Genomic DNA, 22,261 nt, shown 5'->3' on the forward strand with positions numbered 1-22,261 from the left:
ATAGGAACATTTTTTTCTATAAACAGCTTTAAGAGGAAGTTTTATATAAAATTATAGATAATATGCCCGTTTTTCTCGATTAAAAGGCTGTGAAATTAGGCTGTTAGCCTAATTTTGCAGTTGTGTAATGTCGAAAAGCCCGGTCGAAAGATAACTCGGTGTCATAAGGTATTTTATTGTTCATTTCAGGTGATTTAACACCGGAATGTAATGTTTGAGGACATTTCTCAATGAAAATCTCATCCCATAAGTCGGCATCGATAAATGATTGTAACAATGTGCTGCCACCTTCCACGAGAAGGGATTGCAGACCACGTTCATAAAGGACTACCATAATTTGGGGCAGTATGTCTTGCCGGTAGTTTATCGGGATAAAATCCAGATTGGGGTACGATGCATGTGCTTTTTCTGTGAATACAAGCGTAGGTACGTTACCATCGAATAAATGAAGTTCAGGAGATAGCGATTGGTTCCTGTCTAAAACAATACGTACTGGATTGTGTCCGTACCATTGGCGTACAGTCAGGGTGGGATTATCCAGCTGTGCGGTATTTGTACCTATCATGATGGCACTGTGTTCTGCCCTTCTTTTGTGTACCAGCATGGATGTCAGAGGGCTGGACAGTACGACAGGATTGCCGTCTTTTCTGTAAATATCTATATATCCATCTACCGATTCAGCCCATTTTAAAGTGATATAGGGGCGGTGTAGGGTATGAAAGGTAATGAACCGGCGGATGAGGTTCTGGCATTCTGGTTCCAGTACACCAATTATAACCTCGCGGCCTGCATTTCTTAATTTTTGAATACCTCGTCCTGCAACTTTGGAAAAAGGATCCTGGCAACCGATGACGATACGTGGTATCTGCTTTGCTATGATAAGATCGGCGCAGGGGGGTGTTTTGCCATGATGGGAACAAGGTTCCAGACTGACATAAATTGTAGAACGTTTTAATAAAGACGCATCTTTTACGGAACGGATGGCATTTACTTCTGCATGTGCTTCACCGCAACGTATGTGATATCCCTCGCCGATAATTTTTCCGTCACATACAATAACTGCACCTACCATAGGGTTAGGAGCCGCGTTACATAGTCCGTTTTGTGCTAATTGGATGCAGCGTTGCATGTATTTTTCTTCTTCACTCTTCATAATATTTTGTTCTTTTAGTTGTTTCTTTTTTAATAAGGTTCGTTTATATCCTTATTTGACTTGTAGCGTATTCCGATACTTTTTGTTAATTTTGCAGTTCGAAAAAAATATTCCGATGAATACAGCTATCTGTGATATCCGCTATGACTTGGAGCAGTACTACTCTACAACAGAGGCTGCTTGTCTTGCACGCATTGTCTGTTGTGAGTTGCTGGGGCAGAGCACGGTGGATTATTATCTGGGCAAAGATATTATTTTATCTTCAAAACAAGCTGATGAACTAGAGGGCATTATGCAAAGATTGCGTAATTTTGAGCCGATACAATATGTACAAGGCATTGCACATTTTTTGGGACGTGAGTTCAAGGTGGCTCCTGGAGTGTTGATACCTCGTCCGGAAACGGAAGAGTTGGTGGAATTAATGCTGAAAGAAATTCAAGCGGATGTTCGTATCTTGGATATCGGGACAGGAAGCGGCTGTATCGCGGTTTCTTTGTCGAAGGAATTGCCCAAGGCTAAAGTCACAGCCTGGGACATATCGGAAAAGGCGCTCGATGTGGCGCGTGAAAATAATGTCGCTTTAAAGAGTAATGTACGGTTTGTTTTGCATGATGTACTTGGTTGTCAGCCTTTGCCGGAGGAATGTTATGATGTGATAGTCAGTAACCCTCCTTATGTGTTGGAGCGGGAGAAATGTGAAATGGAACGAAATGTGTTAGATTGGGAACCTTCTTTGGCATTATTTGTTCCTGATAATGACCCTCTTCTTTTTTATCGCCGTATTGCGGAATTGGGTAGGACGTTGCTTGTTCCCGGTGGTAAACTTTATTTTGAAATTAACCGTGCTTTCGGAGAAGAAACCGCCTCGATGTTGCGTGAGCAGGGATACAGTAATCTCCGGATATTAAAAGATATTTCCGGGAACGACCGGATTGTAATTGCAGAACGATGACAGAAATTACCGAATCAGATGCTTTAAGTCGTGTGGCGGCATATTGTTCCACTGCGGAACATTGCCGGGCGGAAGTGACAGAGAAATTACAGCGTTGGGGAATTCCATATGATGCTATCAATCGTATCCTTAATCATTTGGAACAAGAAAAATATATTGATGAAGAACGTTTTTGCCGTGCTTTTATCAGTGATAAATACCGTTTTGCCAAGTGGGGGAAGGTGAAAATTGGTCAGGCTCTTCAATTGAAAAAAATACCCCAGAGCACTTATATGCAGTTTCTTAATGAGATAGAAGGTGAGGAATACCTTTCTATTTTGCGTGGTTTGTTGATGACCAAACGGAAAAGTGTCCATGCGGAAAATGAATATGAATTGAATGGAAAATTAATACGCTTTGCGCTCAGCAGAGGATTTGAAATGAAAGATATTCGTCATTGTCTTGAGCTTTCTGACGAAAATGATTACCCTGAATAAAAATTATTCGCTTTCTTTTTTTATTCTCATTCCGTTTCTGTATTTTTGTGCCATATTTATCATAATAGTTAGTTTTGCTATGAAAACTTTAGAAAGATTGTTTGCAGAAAAGTTGTTGAAGATAAAAGCGATTAAACTACAGCCGGCTAATCCTTTTACTTGGGCTTCCGGATGGAAATCTCCGTTTTATTGTGATAACCGTAAAACCCTTTCATATCCTTCCCTTCGTAATTTTGTGAAACTTGAAATTACGCGTTTGGTTTTGGAACGTTTTGGGCAGGTGGATGCTATTGCTGGTGTGGCTACGGGAGCTATTCCTCAGGGGGCGTTGGTCGCTGATGCGTTGAATTTGCCTTTTGTATACGTTCGTTCTACTCCAAAGGATCATGGATTAGAAAATCTGATTGAAGGTGAGCTTCGTCCAGGTATGAAGGTGGTCGTGGTGGAAGATTTGATTTCTACGGGTGGAAGTAGTTTGAAAGCTGTTGAAGCTATTCGGCGGGATGGTTGTGAGGTTATTGGTATGGTTGCTGCTTACACATACGGATTTCCTGTTGCGGAAAAAGCGTTTAAGGATGCAAAAGTTCCTTTGGTAACTCTGACTAATTATGAGGCTGTGATGGAAGTTGCACTTCGTACAGGGTATATAGAAGAGGAAGATGTGGCGACGCTGAACGAATGGCGTAAAGACCCTGCACATTGGGATGCCGGAAAATAAGATTTACTTTATAAATGATATAATATGACAAAAGAGCCATTCGGATAGTTACTGTCCGGATAGTTCTTTTTGTCTTTTAAAGACCATTGAATTATGACGAAATTTGAAAGTGCTGTGAAGATGATACCTGCTTCTCAAACAGCTGTTTATGGGAAACTTTCTGACCTAAATAATCTGGAGAAGGTGAAAGATCATTTACCGCAAGATAAGGTGAAGAATTTAAGTTTCGATGCAGAAAGTCTGTCGATAGAAGTACCTCCGGTGGGAAAGATTGTATTACAGATTATAGAGAAAGAACCCTGTAAATGTATCAAGTTTGCAACTACTACTTCACCGTTGCCCTTCAATCTGTGGATACAGATAGTGCCGGTTACAGAGAGTGAATGTAAAATGAAGCTCACTATTGGTATGGAACTAAATCCGTTTATGAAGACAATGGTACAAAAGCCTTTGCAAGAGGGGCTTGAGAAGATGGCGGAAACGTTGTCGATGATTAATTATTAATATAGAGTCGTTTATCATTGTCATTCATCGTAAAAACATTCATCATTAAACATTGATTATGAAACTTTGGGAAAAATCCGTTCAGGTAAATGAAGATATAGATCGCTTTACGGTAGGACGTGACCGTGAAATGGATCTTTATTTGGCAAAACATGATGTGTTGGGTTCCATGGCACATATCACGATGCTGGAAAGTATCGGTCTGTTGACAAGTGAGGAATTGGCTCTGTTGCTTGCCGAACTTAAAAATATATATGTTACTGCTGAAAAGGGCGAGTTTGTTATAGAGGATGGAATAGAAGATGTCCATTCGCAAGTGGAGCTGATGTTGACACGTAAGTTAGGTAATGTAGGTAAGAAAATTCATAGTGGGCGTTCGCGTAATGATCAGGTTCTATTGGATTTGAAGCTTTTTACCCGTACGCAGATAAAAGAAATAGCTGAAGCTGTGGAACACCTTTTTCATGTACTGGTGATACAGAGTGAACGCTATAAGAATGTATTGATGCCGGGATATACTCATTTGCAGATAGCTATGCCGTCTTCTTTCGGTCTTTGGTTTGGTGCATATGCTGAGAGTCTGGTAGACGATATGCTTTTTTTGCAAGCTGCTTTTAAGATGTGTAATCGTAATCCGTTGGGTTCTGCTGCTGGATATGGTTCTTCTTTCCCGTTGAATCGTACAATGACCACTAAGCTGTTAGGTTTCGATTCTATGAACTACAATGTTGTATATGCTCAGATGGGGCGTGGTAAGATGGAACGTAATGTAGCTTTTGCATTGGCAACGATTGCCGGTACTATTTCTAAATTAGCTTTTGATGCTTGTATGTTCAATAGCCAAAATTTTGGTTTTGTGAAACTGCCTGATGATTGTACTACAGGTTCCAGTATTATGCCGCACAAGAAAAATCCGGATGTTTTTGAACTGACCCGTGCTAAATGTAACAAACTTCAATCTTTGCCGCAACAGATTATGATGATTGCGAATAATTTGCCTTCTGGTTATTTTCGTGATTTGCAGATTATTAAAGAAGTTTTTTTACCAGCTTTTCAGGAATTGAAGGATTGCTTGCAAATGACTACTTATATAATGAATGAAATTAAGGTGAATGAGCATATTCTTGATGACGATAAATATCTGCTTATTTTCAGTGTGGAAGAAGTCAATCGCTTGGCGCGTGAGGGAATGCCTTTCCGAGATGCTTACAAAAAAGTCGGATTGGATATTGAGGCAGGAAATTTCTCCCATAGCAAAGAAGTGCATCATACACATGAGGGTAGTATCGGTAATCTCTGTAACGACGAAATATCCGCATTGATGCAGAAAGTAGTAGACGGATTTAACTTTGAAACAATGGAGGTAGCGGAAAAGACGCTGCTTGGTTAACTTTTTTCTGATAAAAAGTTTGGCTGTAACAGGGAAACTATTTATCTTTGCACCCGTTATCCAAAAACCTGCGGAAATAGCTCAGTTGGTAGAGCATAACCTTGCCAAGGTTAGGGTCGCGAGTTCGAGTCTCGTTTTCCGCTCTCTTTTATGGATGCTCGAATGGTGGAATGGTAGACACGAAGGACTTAAAATCCTTTGGCCATTGCGGCTGTGCGGGTTCAAGTCCCGCTTCGAGTACTCGGTTAAGCTCTGTAAATCATTGATTTACAGAGCTTTTTCTTTATAGGAATTATTCTGATTTATGTTTGCATTAGTACGGATTTAAACAGGAATTATACTATTGAGTTGAACCAAGGGTTAAACCGAAATTGTAATGAAAGTTACAGCTAATGTGTTGTTTTACAGAATTAAAGGTCTTAGTAATGGTGAGTATCCTCTCATGATTCGTGTTTGTATGAGTGGTAAGAAGAAGTATGTAAGTCTTGGTATCTCTGTAAAATCTCAGTATTGGGACTTTGAGAAGAACAAATCTAAGCGTAATAGTCCTAATTGTGAGCGGATATCAAAGGTTATTAATGAGTAGGAACAGAAGTATTCAGAACAGATACTTGAATTTACTACAGAGCAGAGAGAGTATTTGCTTGCTACACTAATTGAGGCTACTATTTATCTTTACAGCACTAGTACAGATATAATATGAAGGAGAAGCTTATGAGATATAGCAATTTGGTATCCTCATTGACAACGTATGCGATCTGTGGAAGGGAAGTTTAAGAAAGAGATGGAAGGGGTGCTTGATGCTTTACAAGTAGATGTAGATCAGGAAAGTATACTTGCTGAGTTCTATAAGATTGATGGTACTCCTACTTTTATTCTTTTTAGAAAAGCTGAACAACTTTGGAGGTAGTCAGGAAAATTGACATTAGAAAGATTGGAAAGAGCTGTTAAAGAGTTTATATCCCTTTAAGGAATTCCTATACTTATCAGACTTTAAGAACAAATACTATGTTATTTGCTTATAGTACCTTTAAATAATGATCAGAATAGTCGTGGTCGGTTATTATTAAAACGATATCCGATACCCAACATCAGGTAATTCGGTTCATGAAAATCTTTCAGATTATATCCGATATGTAGATAGGTATTGCGACTCATGTCTATTTTAAGCATCAGTATCTGGTAGAACGATTTGAGATCACCACCACCATGGAGTATATTAGCGCCGAAACCGATACCGACACTGAAGTAGGGCATGACAAACTCTCCACGTGCGGAGAGACCTAAAGAAAGTTGTTTGCCGAGAGATGGTGTGCCGAATTTTTCTTGCTCGTTGTCACCTCCACTACTGATATAGTCTTTTACGTATAGATTAGCACTAGAATCATAAACTCCATCTAATGAGACTCCTGCTCGGAATTTATATCCAAAGTTATACATCGGTGCAAAATTGAATCCAGCCACTGTATATTTACTTGGGGCGGGAATTTGTCCTCCTGCAACATTGACTGCTTTTCGCCGCCAGGAACCGAAAAGGGTTAGGTCATAACTGACGTGACGCGGAAAGACGGGAATTAATATTGGTTGTGATGGATACTTCAGTTCGTCCATCTTACGGTTGAAGTTATATACTACTCCAATCTTGAAGTCTATTGTATTCAGACCGGTATTGGGATATTTTGTGTTACCATTTGAAAAATGAATCATTGATCCTCCTACATTTAAATCAAATTGTGGAGAAAGTATCCAGTTTAGATAAAGACCTGCATTCAGATAAGCATTGATTTTTGAACCAATAACGGTATTGTTGGGATTTTCGTAGTAATTGTACGATTTCCAACCGAAAGCCATACCGAATCCCCATTCGTAATTTAGTGAAAGGTGAGATGTGATTTTTGCGATACGTGCTCCCTGAAATAAGTAAAGGGCTATAGGGTTTCCTATTTCCGTACGATTACCGAAATCGAAATAACCTAAACCTATTCCTTGATAAGCGCCACCATAAGTTTTATCAGCGGCAGTACCCGGTTTTAATTGGAAAGAGTACTTCAGGTGTGCCGAGTAAGTGGATTGCAAGTATTTGCACAAGTTATTATCGCCTCGCAGAAAAGAACTGGTTGGGAAAATATAACCCGGGCGGCCTTCTATACCGATTCTGTGGATATATTTGTTTTGTGCAGATATGGTGTCGGACAAGAGAAGTATAATTAGTAAGAGATATGTAACTTTACATGTCCGTGTTTTAATACTCATGATGCTGTACTGTTCTTCATTGAATTAATACATAGCTTAAATGATGTTACAAATATAATCTTTTTATCTTTTCATCCACATAAAAAGTATAGATTTGCTATGTTAATAAATCATCGCTCATACTATAAAAGAACTTTATAGTTGTAAACCGATACTCCCCACCATTCAAGAATGAAAAATGACAGGGAGTATTGGTGTTGTTAGAGAGTTCTTCTGCTACTGATAATCCGCATGGCAACGGTGTAGTATTCACAAGGTACAGAGAGCTGAATGTCACTCCCCTTATCCACTGCTGAGACGGTGATATATGCAGATTTAAGTAATTGTTTTACGCTTTCTGCCTCCCATGGGCTACCGGCAAAGACGTTAATCTGAGAAATTTTTCTACTTGTAATCATTTGCTTTGAATTTTAATTGTATACGTTTATTTTGCTGTTTTATTTCATTCGCAAATATAGGGACTTGCTCTCTATATGAGGTATACTAATTATTCAAAAAAGTATGTGTTTTGTGCAAACGTTATAGAAAAATCTCAAAGGATAACAATATTGTTCCATCTGTGTAAAGAGATGAAACAATATTGCAAATAAGGAAAAAGGAATTTATTTCTCATCGTTTTTACGAATTTCCACACGACGGATTTTTCCACTGATTGTTTTGGGAAGTTCGTCTACGAACTCAATGACACGTGGATATTTATATGGTGCGGTAACTTTCTTAACATGATTTTGAAGTTCCTTAATTAACTCTTCTCCGGTGTGGGTTTTGTAGCCTTTGGCAAGTACGATAGTTGCTTTTACTACTTGACCACGAATTTCATCGGGAACACCAGTAATGGCACACTCCACAACGGCGGGATGTGTCATCAGCGCACTTTCTACTTCAAACGGACCGATACGGTAGCCACTACTTTTAATTACATCGTCGGCGCGTCCTACAAACCAGAGATAACCGTCTTCATCTTTCCAAGCTACGTCACCGGTATAGTAAACACCATCATGCCAAGCCTCTTGCGTACGGTTGGCATCCCGATAATATTCTTTGAACAGACCAAGAGGCTTACCTTTATCTGTACGGATTACAATCTGTCCCTGTTCGCCGGCTTCTACCGATCGACCATCATGATCTATCAGGTCTACTTCATATTGGGGATTCGGTAATCCCATACTACCCGGTTTGGGTTCCATCCATGGCATAGTGGCTACAGTAAGAGTCGTTTCCGTCTGCCCGAAACCTTCCATCAGTTTAATACCTGTTAATTTCTTGAATGTTTCGAATACGGCGGGATTCAGAGCTTCTCCTGCGATGGTACAATACTGTAAAGACGAGAGATCGTACTTTGTCAAGTCTTCATGGATGAGGAAACGGAAAATGGTAGGGGGGGCACATAAGGAAGTGACATGATAGTTTTGTATCTTTTCCAGGATATCACCTGGAGTAAACTTCTCATGGTCATATACAAAAACATTGGCACCGGCAATCCACTGTCCGTATAGTTTTCCCCATACGGCTTTTCCCCAACCAGTATCGGCGATAGTGAGGTGGAGGCTGTTTTCGTGCAGATTATGCCAGAAACTTCCGGTTACGATATGTCCCAGCGGATAAGTAAAATCATGAGCAACCATTTTCGGTTCTCCTGTAGTTCCACTGGTGAAGTACATCAGAGAAATATCATCGTTATTGTTGACATGTTCCGGTTTTAAGAAAGGTGCGGCATCTTCTATACCTTTATGGAAATCATCAAATCCTTCGGGGACTTCAGGACCTACACTAATAAGTTTTTTCACAGAAGGAGAATTGGGCATTGCAGCAATGATATGGTCAGTGATGACATTCTCACCGGCACAGACAATCATTTTGATGTCTGCGGCGTTACAACGATACACAATATCTTTTTTTGTCAGTAAGTGCGTTGCAGGAATTACTACTGCGCCAAGTTTGTGCAGTGCAATAATGCTGAACCAGAACTCGAAACGGCGTTTCAAAATAAGCATCACCATATCGCCATGTCCGATACCGAGACTTTGGAAATACGAAGCCGTCATATCCGTATAGCGTTTCATATCACCAAAGGTAAATTGCTTATGTTCACCTTTATCATTTGTCCAGAGTAGAGCTGGTTTGTTGGGTTGTTCGGCAGCCCAGGCATCTACTACATCGTAACCGAAGTTGAAATTGTCCGGTACGTTGATCTTTAAGTTCTTGATGAAGTCCTTCTGAGAAGTGAAGGACGTTTGTGATAAAAATCTTTCTACCATAACTTTGTTAGGTTATATTTACATTATGATGGCAAGGAAACGAACTGTTTTTCCATCGAGCGCTTTCATGCCATGCGGCAGTTTAGAGTTGAAGTACAAACTATCTCCCTCGTTTAAAATCAAGTCTTTACCATCGATGCTGATTAACATTCGTCCTTCCAAGACAAGATTGAATTCCTGTCCGTTGTGGCTATTGTAATGTATAGGCACGTCCGGTTTCGGTTCTACGGTAACAATGAACGGATCGGCGGTACGGTTCATGAAACCGGCGGCAAGAGACTGATACTTGTACGCTTTGGTACGTTCAATGCTCGTCCCCTTTCCGGCACGTGTCAGGAAGTAGGAGCTCATTTTCGGTTCTTCGCCGAACATCAGCGCGTCAAGAGCAATGCCATAGTGACGTGCTATCTTTTGCAACATGCTGACGGAGATATCGTAATCTCCTGTCTCTGCAAGGCGGTACTCTTCAGCGGAAATATCGCAATCGCGGGCGATATCTTCGGCAGTCAGTTCCAAAACGTCACGCAATCCACGCAGACGTTCTGCTATTTGTTTGATTTGTTCGTCCATGAAGATAATTTTTAATGATTAATGTTTAATTTTTAATGTCATGTTTTATGAGTTTTATTATCAGACACTTTTCTTAATCGCCTTGATAATTGCTGAATCAAATCCTTCATGCTCCAGTTCATTAATACCTTTGATAGTGATACCGCCGGGAGTACATACCTTATCGATTTCAATGCTGGGATGAGTATCATTATTCAGAATCAATTCAGCTGCACCCTTTACTGATTGTGCCACCATGCGCATACCGTCTTTGGGATAAATTCCCAGTTCAATACCCGCTTGCATGGCTGCCTGAATGTATTTCAGTACATATGCAATACCACAGGAAGTCATGGAAGTACAAGCTGCAAACTTTTCTTCGGGGATGAGCATGGCTAACCCCATCTGGTTGAAGATGTCAAGCAGTAGTTGTTCTTGCTCTTTAGTCGCATTTCGACTGGCAATGAGAGTCATACTTTCCATTTCGCTGATGGCAGTATTGGGAATGATACGGAACATCGTCATTTCTGGTTCGGCTACATAATGTGCCAATTCTTCAAAATTGATACCTGCAGCCACAGATATAATAATTTGCTTACTTTTGAGTTTCAACTCACGCAGAGTATTTTTGATGAGCCACGGTTTGACTGCCAATATAATAAGTTCAGCACCGGTTACGGCTTCCTGGTTGTCATTGGTGGTTTGCATGGCTGGGAACTCGACTTTCAGTGCATCCAATTTACCTTGCGAAGGGTTAGAGATAATGATATCCCCGGCGGGGATAATTGTTCCTTTTGCCAGACCGCGAGCTATAGAGCCACCCATATTTCCTGCTCCGATAATTGCTGTTTTCATATCATCTTGTTATTTAAAAAGTTGTCTTCAGACAAAGGTAGATATTTTCTATAAAAAACGACCGAAATGGAAAATTATTCTTTTTTCGGTCGTTCCTTTTGCTGGCTGATTACATGTCAAATATTAAAGTGCTTTTTGAAAACGTTCAAGGAATGTATCTGCTTCTTCCACACTGAGACAGAGCGGCGGTAATAAACGAAGCACATTTGTACCGCTGACACCGGTAAACACATGTTGTTCCTTCAATAATCTCAGACGCAGTTCTTTAATGGGCTCTTCAAATTCCAAGCCAATCATCAATCCGCGTCCCCGGACTTCTTTTATTTGCGGGAACCTTTTCAACTCTGTCATCAGATGTTCACCTACTTTGGCCGCATTAGCGATAAGATTTTCCTGCTCAATAACATCCAATACGGCAAGCGCTGCACTACATGCAAGATGATTACCACCGAAAGTAGTTCCCAACTGTCCGTAAACCGGAGTGAACATCGGACTGATAAGTACCCCTGCCATCGGAAAACCATTACCGATACCTTTGGCAACAGTTATAATATCTGCTTTGATACCGTTGTATTGGTGAGCGAAGAATTTACCGCTACGTCCGTATCCACTTTGTATTTCGTCAAGTATCAGTACGGTGTTGTTATCCGTACAAGCCTGACGCAGTGCCTGCATAAACTCATCTGTTGGTAGCTGGATACCGCCTACACCCTGAATACCTTCGATAATCACTGCACACACATCGCCCTTAGCCAATTCCGCCTTCATGGTGTCGATATCGTTCAACGGAAGATACGTTACGTGACCGCAGTCGTTGATGGGAGCGATGATTTTAGGATTGTTGGTAACCTCCACTGCTAGTGAGGTACGTCCGTGGAAAGCTTTCGAGAAAGAAACTACCCGTGTGCGTCCATTATAGAAAGATGAAAGTTTCAAAGCGTTTTCGTTAGCTTCGGCACCGCTATTAATAAGGAATAAAGAATGGTCATCGTAACCGCAGACTTTTCCCAATCGCTCTGCCACTTGTTGTTGCAATTTGTTGATGACAGAGTTGGAATAAAACCCTAACGTTGCTACTTGTTTGCTTATCATCTCTATGTAATGCGGATGTGCATGTCCGATAGAGATAACCGCATGTCCGCCATAAAGGTCGAGGTACTCTGTACCCTTTTCGTCCCATACATGGCAACCCTTTCCTTTGACAATGTTTATGTCGAAGAGGGGATATACGTCGAATAATTTCATACTAAAAGAATTTACATATTATATAAACAGTTGCTCCGATAAAAGCACCTGTCAATGTTGCTTTAACAAAAATGTTTTTGTTAAACTTATTCGTATTTGTCTGTTTTTTAGAAAGCCGATGGTTTCAATCGTAATCCTACCGTTTCCTCCAAATTAAACATCAAATTCATGTTATGAACAGCCTGTCCGCTGGCTCCTTTCAGCAAATTGTCGATACAAGAAATAATCAGCAACTTGTCACCGTGTTTTTCCAAATGGATGAGACATTTATTGGTATTTACCACTTGCTTCAAGTCGATATTCTTGTCTACAATAAACGTAAAGGAATCTTTTGCGTAATACTCTTCATACATGCGGACGATTTCCTCTAGAGCCACCTTTGTTCTTACTACAATAGTTGCAAAAATGCCGCGGGGGAAGTCACCGCGATAGGGAATAAAATCAATTTCGGAGTCGAAGCTGTTTTGAAGTTGTTTGAGTGACTGCTTGATTTCGGGTACATGTTGATGTTCAAAAGCCTTGTAGACACTTATATTATTATTACGCCAACTGAAATGACTCGTGGATCCCGGTTTTACACCTGCTCCGGTACTGCCGGTGATGGCATTTACCATGATATCATCATTTAACATCAGATGTTTGGCAAGCGGTAATAACCCCAACTGGATACAAGTGGCAAAACAGCCCGGATTGGCAACATGATTTGCTTTACAGGTAGCCCGACGGTTCAATTCCGGTAAACCGTAAATAAAATCATGTTCTGGAGAAGCTATGCGATAGTCCATAGAAAGGTCGATAATTTTCAGTTCTTCCGGTATATTGTGACTTTCCATGAATTTCTTGGTGTCACCATGAGCTGTACAGAAGAAAAGCACGTCGACTTCATCCAGCGGGAGCTGGTTGGTGAATACTAAATCTGTTTCGCCGTACAATCCTTCGTGTACGTCAGTGACTTTATTACCGGCATTACTTGAGCTGTTGATGAAAGCAATTTCTGCTTCCGGGTGGTTGATCAGTAAGCGTATCAATTCGCCTGCCGTGTATCCAGCTCCACCGATGATTCCTACTTTAATCATATTTTCTCGTCCTTATGATTTGAGTAATAAGCACGCAGTGCTGTAGAAGTTACTTTAATAAATCCTTTGGCATCTTCTGCCGTCCATCCTTTCTGCATTTCACCATATTCGCCGAACTTGTTTTTCACAAGATCATCTGCACTTTCTACACCTACGGTAGAAAAACAAAGCGGATGGAGTTCAAGGATAGCCGTACCGTTTACGTTACGTTGAGAAGATTCCAACATAGCCTCGATGTCGCGCATCACCGGTTCCAGATATTGACTTTCGTGCAAGAACATGCCGTACCAATTGGCTACTTGATCCTTCCAATATTGCTGCCACTTACTTAGTGTGTATTTTTCCAGGAATTTGTGTGCACCTATAATCAACATTGGGGCAGCAGCCTCAAAACCTACACGACCTTTGATTCCGATAATCGTATCACCTACATGCATATCGCGGCCGATACCATATGCGGCACCAATTTCCTCTACCTTCTGAATAGCTTTGATAGGATCTTCAAATTTCTCGTCATTCACAGCTTTCAGCTCACCTCTCTCAAAAGTTAGGCGCAACTGTTCGCTACCTTCTTTGGTACAGTGTTTCAGATAAGCACTTTCCGGCAATCCCTGTGCAGAGTCCAGAATTTCACCTCCACAGATGGAAGTGCCCCAAAGACCTACATTATAAGAATATTTCAGTTTGGTGAAGTCGGCTGCAAAGCCGTGTTTGTTCAGATAGTCGATTTCTTCCTGGCGACTCAATGCCATGTCACGTGTCAGCGTGATGATTTCTACTCCCGGAGCCATCACAAGAAAGGTCATGTCGAAACGAATTTGATCGTTACCAGCACCTGTTGAACCATGCGCAATGGCATCCGCACCAATTTCGTTGGCATAGCGGGCGATGGCGAGTGCCTGAAAAATTCGTTCGGAACTTACAGAAATAGGATATGTACCATTACGCAGTACGTTACCGAATACCATATATTTCAAGCTTTTTTCGTAATATTCCTGTGTCACGTCGATGGTAATGTATTGGGTCGCCCCTAACTTATAGGCGTTTTCTTCGTTTGTTCTTAGTTGTTCGGGACTGAAACCACCTGTATTGGCACAAGCAGCATAAACCTCATATCCCTTTTCTTTTGCCAGATACATTACTGTAAATGAAGTATCCAGACCACCGCTGAAAGCGACTACAACTTTTTTCTTCTTTTCCATATCCTTATGTTTTTAAATTTTATCTTCTTCATGTAATTTAGGGTCGTAGAGCATTGCCGTGCAGATGCAGAACTTTCGGTTTTTGGCTACCAGTATATCGTGATTGATGCAACCTTCGCACCCTTTCCAGAAAGAATCATCGTCGGTCAGTTCGTTGAAAGTTACCGGAACATACCCCAGTTCGGTATTCATTTTCATTACTGCTGCACCACTAGTCAGACTGAATATTTTAGCTTTGGGCCATCGTAGGCGTGCCAGACGGAAGGATGCCTGCTTGATACGTTTCGCCAGTCCCAGACCACGGAAATCGGGGTGTACAATCAGCCCTGAGGTAGCTACATATTGTTTGTTTCCCCAGCTTTCAATATAGCTGAAACCAGCAAACTCATCTCCACACAAGGCTATGATAGCCTTTCCTTCTTTCATCTTTGTTGCCACATATTCGTGTGTACGTTCCGCAATGCCCGTTCCGCGTACTTTTGCAGCTTCTCGGATGGTATCCAAAATTTTATCTACATAAACTTCATGTGAGGCGTCGGCTACCATCACATCAATTTGCTTCGAATCCATTTCTTTATTTTAATTAGAATATATTTATTTAATATTCGGGATAATTTGTGCTAAAAAATCCTTAACTTCTTCATGTGAAGCTGCTTCGTGTAATACCATCATAATGGTATCGTCTCCAGCAATAGTTCCCAATACAGCGGGACACTCGCGATTGTCGATGTCATAAGCCATACTGCTGGCGTAACCTGGCCTGGTACGGATGAGTGCGATATTTTTGGAAAACTGAAGCGAAACAAATCCGCTAGTCATCAACATTTCGCTTGCACTTTGGTCGTTAGAACGCTTGTACATAATGTTATTTGGCAATACATACACATATTTTCCGTTCATATTGGCGGCTTTGGCAACTTTTAGTTGTTTCAGGTCACGTGACAAAGTGGCTTGCGTCAAATTAAAGCCTTCATTTCCCAAAGCCTGTAGCAATTCTTCCTGTGAGCTAACATCTTTGCTCGAAATAATCATTTTGATAGCATCTAATCGATTGGCTTTCTTTTTCATGTTTCTGTATAATTATTCTTATGACGGTGCAAAAATATCGATTATTTTTGAAAGAATATGCATAAAATGTAGAATTTTTATTCTTTTTAAAAGAATAAGGTTGTGACAAAAGGAACTTTTGCTATACCCCTTCTTCTAATTTATAGGAGAATTTCTTCCATTGTCTAACCCCCAATCTCAAAATCTAATTTAAGTTGGACGCCGGAAATCTGTTTCATCGGGATTTCCAATAAGTGATACGGTAACGTTTTTTGAACAGATTAGTGGGGGATATGGTTATTAGTTGTTTAGACTCTATTTGTGGTTATAGGTAAATTATATAAGTATTTACCGTTGTGTATGTAGTGAAAATTCCTGCCAGTCATACTCTTGTCCGTATTCGTCAGCTATGGCTATACGTATGGTAACTTTTCCTGTTTTTATTCGTTCTCCGGCATTGATGCTTGCGGTATATTTCATGCCATCCTGTGGAGTAATCTGCTCTATCATAACGGATGGAGAAATGTAGATACGTTTCATTTTTGTAGTTTCAGTTACTACTGGTACTACATTGTATGCTGTCCGATCCCCCTCATTTATGATTTCGAAAATTACTTTACTGTTCTCTCCAGAATTGATTATATGGTCGCGATTATCATCTATAAATCGGATGTTACGTATCTTCAAGTGATCTATGGCCGAACGAAGTGGTTGCGTATTTCCCTGCGGAGGATAAGATTGGCTTCTTTCTATCCGGTAACCATGTTCCTCTTGTTGTTTAGGAGTAGTGACCGCATTTCCAATAGCTGCCCCTGCGATGGCTCCAACAATTGTTCCGATAGCAGAACCGCGATAACCACCTCTCCACCCACTATTACCTTCTCCTATGAGTCCTCCGATTGCACCTCCTGCATTACTACCTATAGCGGCTCCAGCAAATACTGCTCCAGGGTCACCCGATGTCATGCGACTTGTACCACAACTACTGAATAGAAAGGTTATTGATAGTATTGCAATGAAATATATTTTCATAATCTCTGTGTGATATGATTGTTGCAAAGGTAGAGAAACTATTGGAAAAGTATAATCCTTGTTGCGAAAATTAATGAGAATGAAGAAATTATATGAATTTTATATTGATCTTTGAAGGGGAGCAGAGAACGGTTAACGATATAAAAAAAGAAACTAACTAACTCTTATTGTTAGATAGTTTCTTTTTTATTGGCATCGTCGGAATGAGGCGACTCGAACGCCCGACCCCTACGTCCCGAACGTAGTGCGCTACCAACTGCGCTACATTCCGATACCTCTTAACAAGTGGTGTCACCAGGAATCGAACCGGGGACACAAGGATTTTCAGTCCTTTGCTCTACCAACTGAGCTATGACACCTTTTTCGTTTGCGGGTGCAAAGATAAAGAGTTTTTTTTATACCACAAGGCTTTTTGTGGAAAAATAAAATAAAATCCCCTTAGTGGCTTTTGTAACAAAGACAAAGGGGATATTATTGATAGATATAGTTTGTTAAATTATAATTAGTCAATATTAGGATTGATACTGTGCCAATCTTTGATTGCAGGTAATATCCCCATTCCAATAACCTCGTCACGCAGCTTACAGAGATGAGCATAGCTTTCTTTCAGTTTGGCTTCCTCTTCAGGAGTACCTTTCAATTCTTTATAATGTACACCGTCTTTAGTGATTTCTGTTTCCATTGCCATCATAATGTGATCGAAGCTATGGCTATGTACATACGTACCGGCAGGCCAACGGAATGGCTTTCCACCCATGGCGGCAGCAATCATTTCGATGGAAACGTATGCAGGGCTTTGGAATGAAGAACGACCTCTGAGGGTAATGATATTGGCACCACCTTTAGTTACTTTTGTTTGGATCTCAGTCCATTGTTCTTTGGTAAGAGCAGGGGTACCGATGATGTCAAGCAATGGTTTGCCATCTACCTTTGCGGTAGAAGCATATACAGCCATTTGTTCTCCATGTCCGCCATACGTACGGCAGTTCTCTATTTTGTCAGGAGAAATATGGAAATGCTTTGCCAATTCACTACGTAGACGCGTACTGTCGAGAGCGGCCAGTGTAGTGACCTGAGAAGGTTTTAGACCTGAATAGAGTAAGGTAATTAAACCGGTGATGTCAGCGGGGTTGAAAATGACAACTATGTGTTTTACGTCCGGACAATAGGCTTTTACATTTTTACCGAATTCTTCGGCGATGGCAGCATTGCCTTTTAACAAGTCTTCGCGAGTCATGCCGGCTTTGCGGGCAGCGCCACCGGAAGATACTACATATTTGGCACCGATCAGCGCTTCTTTGATGTCAGAAGTAAAAGTAAGGTTCAAACCTTCGAAACCGCAATGGAACATTTCTTCCGCCACACCTTCTAATCCGGGAGCATAAGGATCGTACAAGCAGATGTTAGGAGTCAGATGCATCATGATTGCAGTCTGTGCCATATTGGAACCAATCATACCGGCTGCGCCTACGATAGTTAATTTTTCATTTGTCAAAAATTCCATAATTATAATATTTAGAGGTGAATATCAAATACTTTTATTGATTACTACGCTACAAAGATAACCATTTTTGGGAGGAGTTGTTCATAGAAAAAAGTTATCTTTTAGATTGAAAAGTTATTCCTTATCTTTATCTTTGCTCCAAAACTAAAATATATGAGCATCGAATTAGGAAAATTCAATACCCTGGAGGTCGTAAAGGAAGTTGATTTTGGTATGTATTTGGATGGAGGAGAGGAAGGGGAAATATTACTTCCTCAACGTTATGTACCCGAAGACTGCAATCCGGGCGATAAACTGAACGTGTTTATCTATCTGGATAATGAGGAACGTCTGGTTGCCACTACTTTGACTCCTTTGGCACAAGTGGGGGAATTCGCTTGTTTAGAAGTTGCCTGGGTAAATCAGTATGGTGCTTTCCTTAATTGGGGATTGATGAAGGATCTTTTTGTTCCTTTCAACGAACAGAAGATGAAGATGCAGGTTGGTAAAAAATATGTTGTTCATGTCCATTTAGATAACGAAAGTTATCGGATTGTTGCTTCTGCAAAAGTAGACCGTTATCTGTCGAAAGAGAAAGCTTCCTATGAACCGGGATGTGAAGTCGATATTCTGATTTGGCAGAAGACCGATTTGGGCTTTAAAGCTATTATAGAAAATCAATATAGCGGTTTGCTATACGAAAGTGAAATTTTTCAGCCATTACATGCGGGTATGACGATGAAAGCATATATCAAACAGGTACGTGATGATGGGAAAATAGATCTGGTGCTTCAGAAGCTGGGACAGGATAAGGTAAAAGATTTTTCGGATACTCTACTGACATATATTCGTAAGAGTGGTGGAAAGATATCACTCAACGATAAGAGTCCTGCTGAGACGATATATACAACGTTTGGAGTCAGTAAAAAGACTTTTAAAAAAGCTATTGGGGATTTGTATAAAAAACATTTGATACTTCTGCCGGAAGATGGTATTATTCTGGCAGAATAGGGAAATCCCTATCCAAGAATAGAGAGAAACAGATAAATGGGGGAAATCATTCCCCTATTTTTGTATTCACAGAAGATAAACAGAGTTGAACATAAAAAATGTTATCATGAAACGAATATTATTTATATTTCTTGCCGCTATGATGAGTACAGCTGTTTGCAGTGCAGCAATGAGTAACAGTAGAGTACGTAAAGATACCCGTTTTCTTACGGATAAAATGGCCTATGAGTTAGGTCTGAATACCGAGCAATATAATGATGTGTACGAAATTAATTATGATTTCATTGTCGGTATTCGTTATTTGATGGATGATGTGCTACGGGGTGAAGAATGGGCGCTGAATCGTTATTATGATTATCTGGATATCCGTAATGACGATCTCCGGTGGGTCTTGAGCAACAAACAGTATACTCGTTTCATGCGGGCAACTTATTTCTTTCGTCCTATCTATGTAAGTGGTGGCCGTTGGTCTTTCCGGATTTATATCAATTACACAAATCCGAATTATTTCTACTTTCCACGTCCCTATCACTATCGTACGTATTGTGGGGGACATTATCGTACTGACTTCCGTAATACAAGTTACTATCGTGGGCGTCATAACCACCCTACCTATAATGGTACATTTCGGATACGGAATGATAAATCCTATCATACCAGCCGTCGTTCGGATTTCGGATCAGTGAATATTCGTCCAGATTCTGGCAGACGTCCGGAAACCAATCGCTCCAACCATCGTTCTAATACGAATCAACCGGCTCATCGTTCTGATAAAAAAAATGAGGTGACTGTTCCCAGGCGTGAAAACCGGAGTCAAAGAGAGAATGTGAGACAGGGCGGTACAAGAAACGGACAGATAAATAACGGTAGTACACGTAGAAGTAACAGCTCTTCTACAACAACCCGCTCTTCTTCTCGCTCTTCAGAAAGCAGTAGAAGGAAATGATGAAGCTTGTCTATTGGGAGGAAACTACATTATTGTTAAAATACTCTTTTGCTGCCCCTTTCAACTTTCAATATTACATTCTCTATCCTTACCTGTATTGCTTGTTTTTCACTGATGATCCCTTTCTTTACGAGTCGTTCAGTGATTAGTTTGAAATATTCTTTCTGGTTTTCTTTCAGCTTGCCATCATCGTTGAAAGAACTGCGGAAATATTTCAGTTTAGGGATGATATAGAAGCTAGGAAAATACATTCCTCAATGGTTAATTGTGAGGGGCGTTTGTCGAAATAGAATTCGGCGGTTTCCTGAATGCCATAAACCATAGGTCCTCATTCTGCGATGTTTAAATAAACTTCGTACATACGGGATTTTGAGGTCAAATGTTCGGTCTCTATCAACCATACGATAAGAGCTTCTTCCAACTTATGGGCTATATTCTTTTTACGATTCAGGAATATGTTCTTGACTATTTGCATGGAAATAGTACTTCCTCCACGGGCAAAACGATGGACTTTCAGGTCATGGATAAGTGCCTCACGCATGGCATCAAGCAGGAAACCGTGGTGATAGAAAAATGCGTCGTCTTCACTTTGCATCACCGACATTTGCATTTTGGTTTGCTCCCCGAAAACGGAGGGATCGGAAAGGTAATGGCAACGGATAAAGTGTTGGATCGAAGCATAAAAGATAAAGAACACGGATGGTGCTGTGTATATTTTTTAAATCGTCCTATCCGTGTTCTTATTTTTATGGCTCATTTGGGTGGATATCTGTTATTCAATAGGTTCTCCCTTATAGAAATCCAGTATCTTGGTTCTGAATAAATATTCATATTTGGCTTGTAATTCGTCGCTTTGTGCTTTCATCAGATTTTGCTTTGCTTCATTGTACTCCACGGCATTTGCTCTCCCATTTACATACTTTTCGCTCATCAGTTCGAAAGATGCCTGACTTGCCTGTGAGGCAATGCTGCTACTGGTGTATTTGCTTTCGGATGCTACTGCGTTGTACCATGCCTGCTGAATTTCCTTATACAATTCTTTCTTGGTATTGTCCAGCTGCAAGGAATAGTTTTCGCGTTGCAGACGTGCTGTACGCACTCTGTTACGGGTAGACAGCCGGTTGAAAATGGGTACACTGAGATTGAAGCCGACATATTTGCTGAAGTTATCATTCATTTGTTGGCCGAAAGTACGGTTGATTGTTGAATAATAATTCGTTCCGAGACTACCGTTTAAGCTTAATTGCGGATAATAGCTACTTTGGGCGATACGGATATTGTGTTTGCTCGCTTCCAGCCGATATTGGGCGGCTTGGATGGAAGCTTTGTTGACTAAAGCAATCTGAAAAATCTCATCGGGAGGAGTGAGTGGAATAAGCTCCAGTTGCACGGCAGGGCTTTCTAAAACAAAACCTTCCGGGGTTTCCAGTTCGATGAGTTGGCTGAGGTCGAGCAAAGCCAGTCGATAGTTGTTGTTGGCTTGCACGGCGTTCATCTCGTCCTGTGCCAGGCGCGCTTTGGCTTCCGCCACTTCTGCCGGAGAAGCCTTACCTGTTTCTGCCAGTTTGACGATACGGTTATACTGCTCTTTGCTCAAATCTACTTGCCCCAAAGCCACCCGATGCAGTTCCTCATTAAACAATACCTGCAAGTAGGCCGAAGCGATATTGATGGAAATATCTTCTTTGGCTTTCTCCAAATCGGCGATGGCTGCTTTTAAGTTCAGCTTTGCCAGGGCATACTGATGAGGTAGTTCCAAACCCGTGAATAAGGGGATATTGGTCGATACGGACATATTAGTTCCATTGCTGGCGGTGTTCACATATACGGTAGAATAATCTCCAGTATTTTCATCTTTGATGGCGGTTTGCGTGCGCCCCCAATTCCAACTCTGCCCGGCGCTTGCGTTCAGGTTCGGCAGTCTTGCCCATTTGGCGGTATTCACTTCTATTGCACTTTGCTCAGCTGCATTCGCCGTTTGGCGTATGTTGATATTGTGTTCTATGGCATAATCGATGCATTGGCGCAATGACCAGTATTCTTGTGCCAGTAATTGAGTACAGCCCAGGACAGACAAGCAGATAAGTATACTTTTCTTCATGATGATTCTC

General features: G+C 40.9%; 22 protein-coding genes, 4 tRNA genes and 2 pseudogenes. 11 read left to right on the forward strand and 17 right to left on the reverse strand.

What is annotated here, in order from left to right:
- Positions 1-103 precede the first annotated feature (103 nt).
- Complete coding sequence (ribD, locus tag C1A09_RS03530; RefSeq protein WP_101542326.1) at positions 104-1,153, reverse strand: bifunctional diaminohydroxyphosphoribosylaminopyrimidine deaminase/5-amino-6-(5-phosphoribosylamino)uracil reductase RibD; 1,050 nt, start codon at positions 1,151-1,153, stop codon at positions 104-106.
- 115 nt (positions 1,154-1,268) lie between these two features.
- Here ribD and prmC point away from each other — a divergent pair, with 115 nt between their 5' ends.
- The 9 genes and pseudogenes from prmC to C1A09_RS03575 form a co-directional block, all read left to right on the forward strand.
- Complete coding sequence (gene prmC / locus C1A09_RS03535) at positions 1,269-2,105, forward strand: peptide chain release factor N(5)-glutamine methyltransferase (protein ID WP_101542454.1); 837 nt, start codon at positions 1,269-1,271, stop codon at positions 2,103-2,105.
- Positions 2,102-2,581 (forward strand): regulatory protein RecX, encoded by a 480-nt coding sequence (locus tag C1A09_RS03540; protein ID WP_101542327.1) that lies wholly within the window; start codon positions 2,102-2,104, stop codon positions 2,579-2,581. Before prmC ends, C1A09_RS03540 begins: the two co-directional genes overlap by 4 nt.
- Before the next feature lie 79 nt (positions 2,582-2,660).
- Positions 2,661-3,299 (forward strand): orotate phosphoribosyltransferase, encoded by a 639-nt coding sequence (pyrE, locus tag C1A09_RS03545; RefSeq protein ID WP_101542455.1) that lies wholly within the window; start codon positions 2,661-2,663, stop codon positions 3,297-3,299.
- Positions 3,300-3,392: 93 nt separating this feature from the next.
- Positions 3,393-3,803, forward strand: coding sequence for an SRPBCC family protein (locus C1A09_RS03550; protein WP_101542328.1), 411 nt, complete (start codon positions 3,393-3,395; stop codon positions 3,801-3,803).
- A gap of 52 nt (positions 3,804-3,855) precedes the next feature.
- Positions 3,856-5,193 carry an argininosuccinate lyase gene (gene argH / locus C1A09_RS03555; protein ID WP_101542329.1) on the forward strand — a complete coding sequence of 446 codons (1,338 nt, stop codon included), beginning with the start codon at positions 3,856-3,858 and terminating at the stop codon, positions 5,191-5,193.
- Positions 5,194-5,263: 70 nt separating this feature from the next.
- Positions 5,264-5,336: transfer RNA gene (locus C1A09_RS03560), tRNA-Gly, on the forward strand.
- Positions 5,337-5,349: 13 nt separating this feature from the next.
- Positions 5,350-5,433, forward strand: a tRNA-Leu gene (locus tag C1A09_RS03565).
- Between the two features lie 136 nt (positions 5,434-5,569).
- On the forward strand, positions 5,570-5,779 hold the full coding sequence (locus C1A09_RS16625; RefSeq protein ID WP_255419771.1) for an Arm DNA-binding domain-containing protein: 210 nt from the start codon (positions 5,570-5,572) through the stop codon (positions 5,777-5,779).
- Between the two features lie 138 nt (positions 5,780-5,917).
- Positions 5,918-6,103 (forward strand): annotated as a pseudogene (locus tag C1A09_RS03575) (thioredoxin domain-containing protein); the annotation flags it as partial.
- 131 nt (positions 6,104-6,234) lie between these two features.
- Here the strand turns inward: C1A09_RS03575 and C1A09_RS03580 are convergent.
- From C1A09_RS03580 to C1A09_RS03645, 14 genes are all read right to left on the reverse strand, one after another.
- Positions 6,235-7,446 carry an acyloxyacyl hydrolase gene (locus C1A09_RS03580; protein WP_101542331.1) on the reverse strand — a complete coding sequence of 404 codons (1,212 nt, stop codon included), beginning with the start codon at positions 7,444-7,446 and terminating at the stop codon, positions 6,235-6,237.
- Between the two features lie 200 nt (positions 7,447-7,646).
- Complete coding sequence (locus C1A09_RS03585) at positions 7,647-7,844, reverse strand: DUF2007-related protein (RefSeq protein WP_101542332.1); 198 nt, start codon at positions 7,842-7,844, stop codon at positions 7,647-7,649.
- 204 nt (positions 7,845-8,048) lie between these two features.
- Positions 8,049-9,704 (reverse strand): AMP-binding protein, encoded by a 1,656-nt coding sequence (locus tag C1A09_RS03590; RefSeq protein WP_101542333.1) that lies wholly within the window; start codon positions 9,702-9,704, stop codon positions 8,049-8,051.
- Between the two features lie 18 nt (positions 9,705-9,722).
- Positions 9,723-10,274 carry a helix-turn-helix domain-containing protein gene (locus tag C1A09_RS03595; protein WP_101542334.1) on the reverse strand — a complete coding sequence of 184 codons (552 nt, stop codon included), beginning with the start codon at positions 10,272-10,274 and terminating at the stop codon, positions 9,723-9,725.
- 60 nt (positions 10,275-10,334) lie between these two features.
- Positions 10,335-11,108: a pyrroline-5-carboxylate reductase gene (proC, locus tag C1A09_RS03600; protein WP_101542335.1), complete on the reverse strand. Its 774-nt coding sequence runs from the start codon at positions 11,106-11,108 to the stop codon at positions 10,335-10,337.
- Between the two features lie 123 nt (positions 11,109-11,231).
- On the reverse strand, positions 11,232-12,353 hold the full coding sequence (locus C1A09_RS03605) for an aspartate aminotransferase family protein (RefSeq protein WP_101542336.1): 1,122 nt from the start codon (positions 12,351-12,353) through the stop codon (positions 11,232-11,234).
- Positions 12,354-12,460: 107 nt separating this feature from the next.
- Positions 12,461-13,429, reverse strand: a complete 969-nt coding sequence (gene argC, locus C1A09_RS03610) for an N-acetyl-gamma-glutamyl-phosphate reductase (RefSeq protein ID WP_101542337.1) — start codon at positions 13,427-13,429, stop codon at positions 12,461-12,463.
- Complete coding sequence (locus C1A09_RS03615) at positions 13,426-14,631, reverse strand: argininosuccinate synthase (RefSeq protein ID WP_101542338.1); 1,206 nt, start codon at positions 14,629-14,631, stop codon at positions 13,426-13,428. The genes argC and C1A09_RS03615 overlap by 4 nt, the downstream gene beginning before the upstream one ends.
- A gap of 12 nt (positions 14,632-14,643) precedes the next feature.
- Positions 14,644-15,201: a GNAT family N-acetyltransferase gene (locus C1A09_RS03620; protein WP_101542339.1), complete on the reverse strand. Its 558-nt coding sequence runs from the start codon at positions 15,199-15,201 to the stop codon at positions 14,644-14,646.
- A 24-nt stretch (positions 15,202-15,225) separates the two neighbouring features.
- Complete coding sequence (locus tag C1A09_RS03625; RefSeq protein WP_101542340.1) at positions 15,226-15,699, reverse strand: arginine repressor; 474 nt, start codon at positions 15,697-15,699, stop codon at positions 15,226-15,228.
- 327 nt (positions 15,700-16,026) lie between these two features.
- Positions 16,027-16,710, reverse strand: coding sequence for a YMGG-like glycine zipper-containing protein (locus tag C1A09_RS03630; protein WP_101542341.1), 684 nt, complete (start codon positions 16,708-16,710; stop codon positions 16,027-16,029).
- A gap of 198 nt (positions 16,711-16,908) precedes the next feature.
- A tRNA-Pro gene (locus C1A09_RS03635) sits at positions 16,909-16,981 on the reverse strand.
- 15 nt (positions 16,982-16,996) lie between these two features.
- Positions 16,997-17,069 (reverse strand) — tRNA-Phe (locus C1A09_RS03640).
- 143 nt (positions 17,070-17,212) lie between these two features.
- Positions 17,213-18,214: a malate dehydrogenase gene (locus C1A09_RS03645; protein WP_101542342.1), complete on the reverse strand. Its 1,002-nt coding sequence runs from the start codon at positions 18,212-18,214 to the stop codon at positions 17,213-17,215.
- 153 nt (positions 18,215-18,367) lie between these two features.
- Here C1A09_RS03645 and C1A09_RS03650 point away from each other — a divergent pair, with 153 nt between their 5' ends.
- Both C1A09_RS03650 and C1A09_RS03655 read left to right on the forward strand, forming a co-directional pair.
- Positions 18,368-19,204 carry a CvfB family protein gene (locus tag C1A09_RS03650; RefSeq protein ID WP_101542343.1) on the forward strand — a complete coding sequence of 279 codons (837 nt, stop codon included), beginning with the start codon at positions 18,368-18,370 and terminating at the stop codon, positions 19,202-19,204.
- Positions 19,205-19,310: 106 nt separating this feature from the next.
- Positions 19,311-20,150, forward strand: a complete 840-nt coding sequence (locus C1A09_RS03655; protein ID WP_101542456.1) for a hypothetical protein — start codon at positions 19,311-19,313, stop codon at positions 20,148-20,150.
- Between the two features lie 35 nt (positions 20,151-20,185).
- Here C1A09_RS03655 and C1A09_RS03660 read toward each other — a convergent pair.
- Together C1A09_RS03660 and C1A09_RS03665 are read right to left on the reverse strand one after the other, a co-directional pair.
- Positions 20,186-20,760: pseudogene (locus C1A09_RS03660) on the reverse strand (biosynthetic peptidoglycan transglycosylase); the annotation flags it as partial.
- 162 nt (positions 20,761-20,922) lie between these two features.
- A complete protein-coding gene (locus tag C1A09_RS03665; RefSeq protein ID WP_101542344.1) occupies positions 20,923-22,251 on the reverse strand; it encodes a TolC family protein in 1,329 nt (442 codons plus the stop codon).
- Between the last annotated feature and the right edge of the window lie 10 nt (positions 22,252-22,261).

Source organism: Bacteroides cutis, assembly GCF_900241005.1.
Taxonomy (GTDB): Bacteria; Bacteroidota; Bacteroidia; order Bacteroidales; family Bacteroidaceae; genus Bacteroides; species Bacteroides cutis.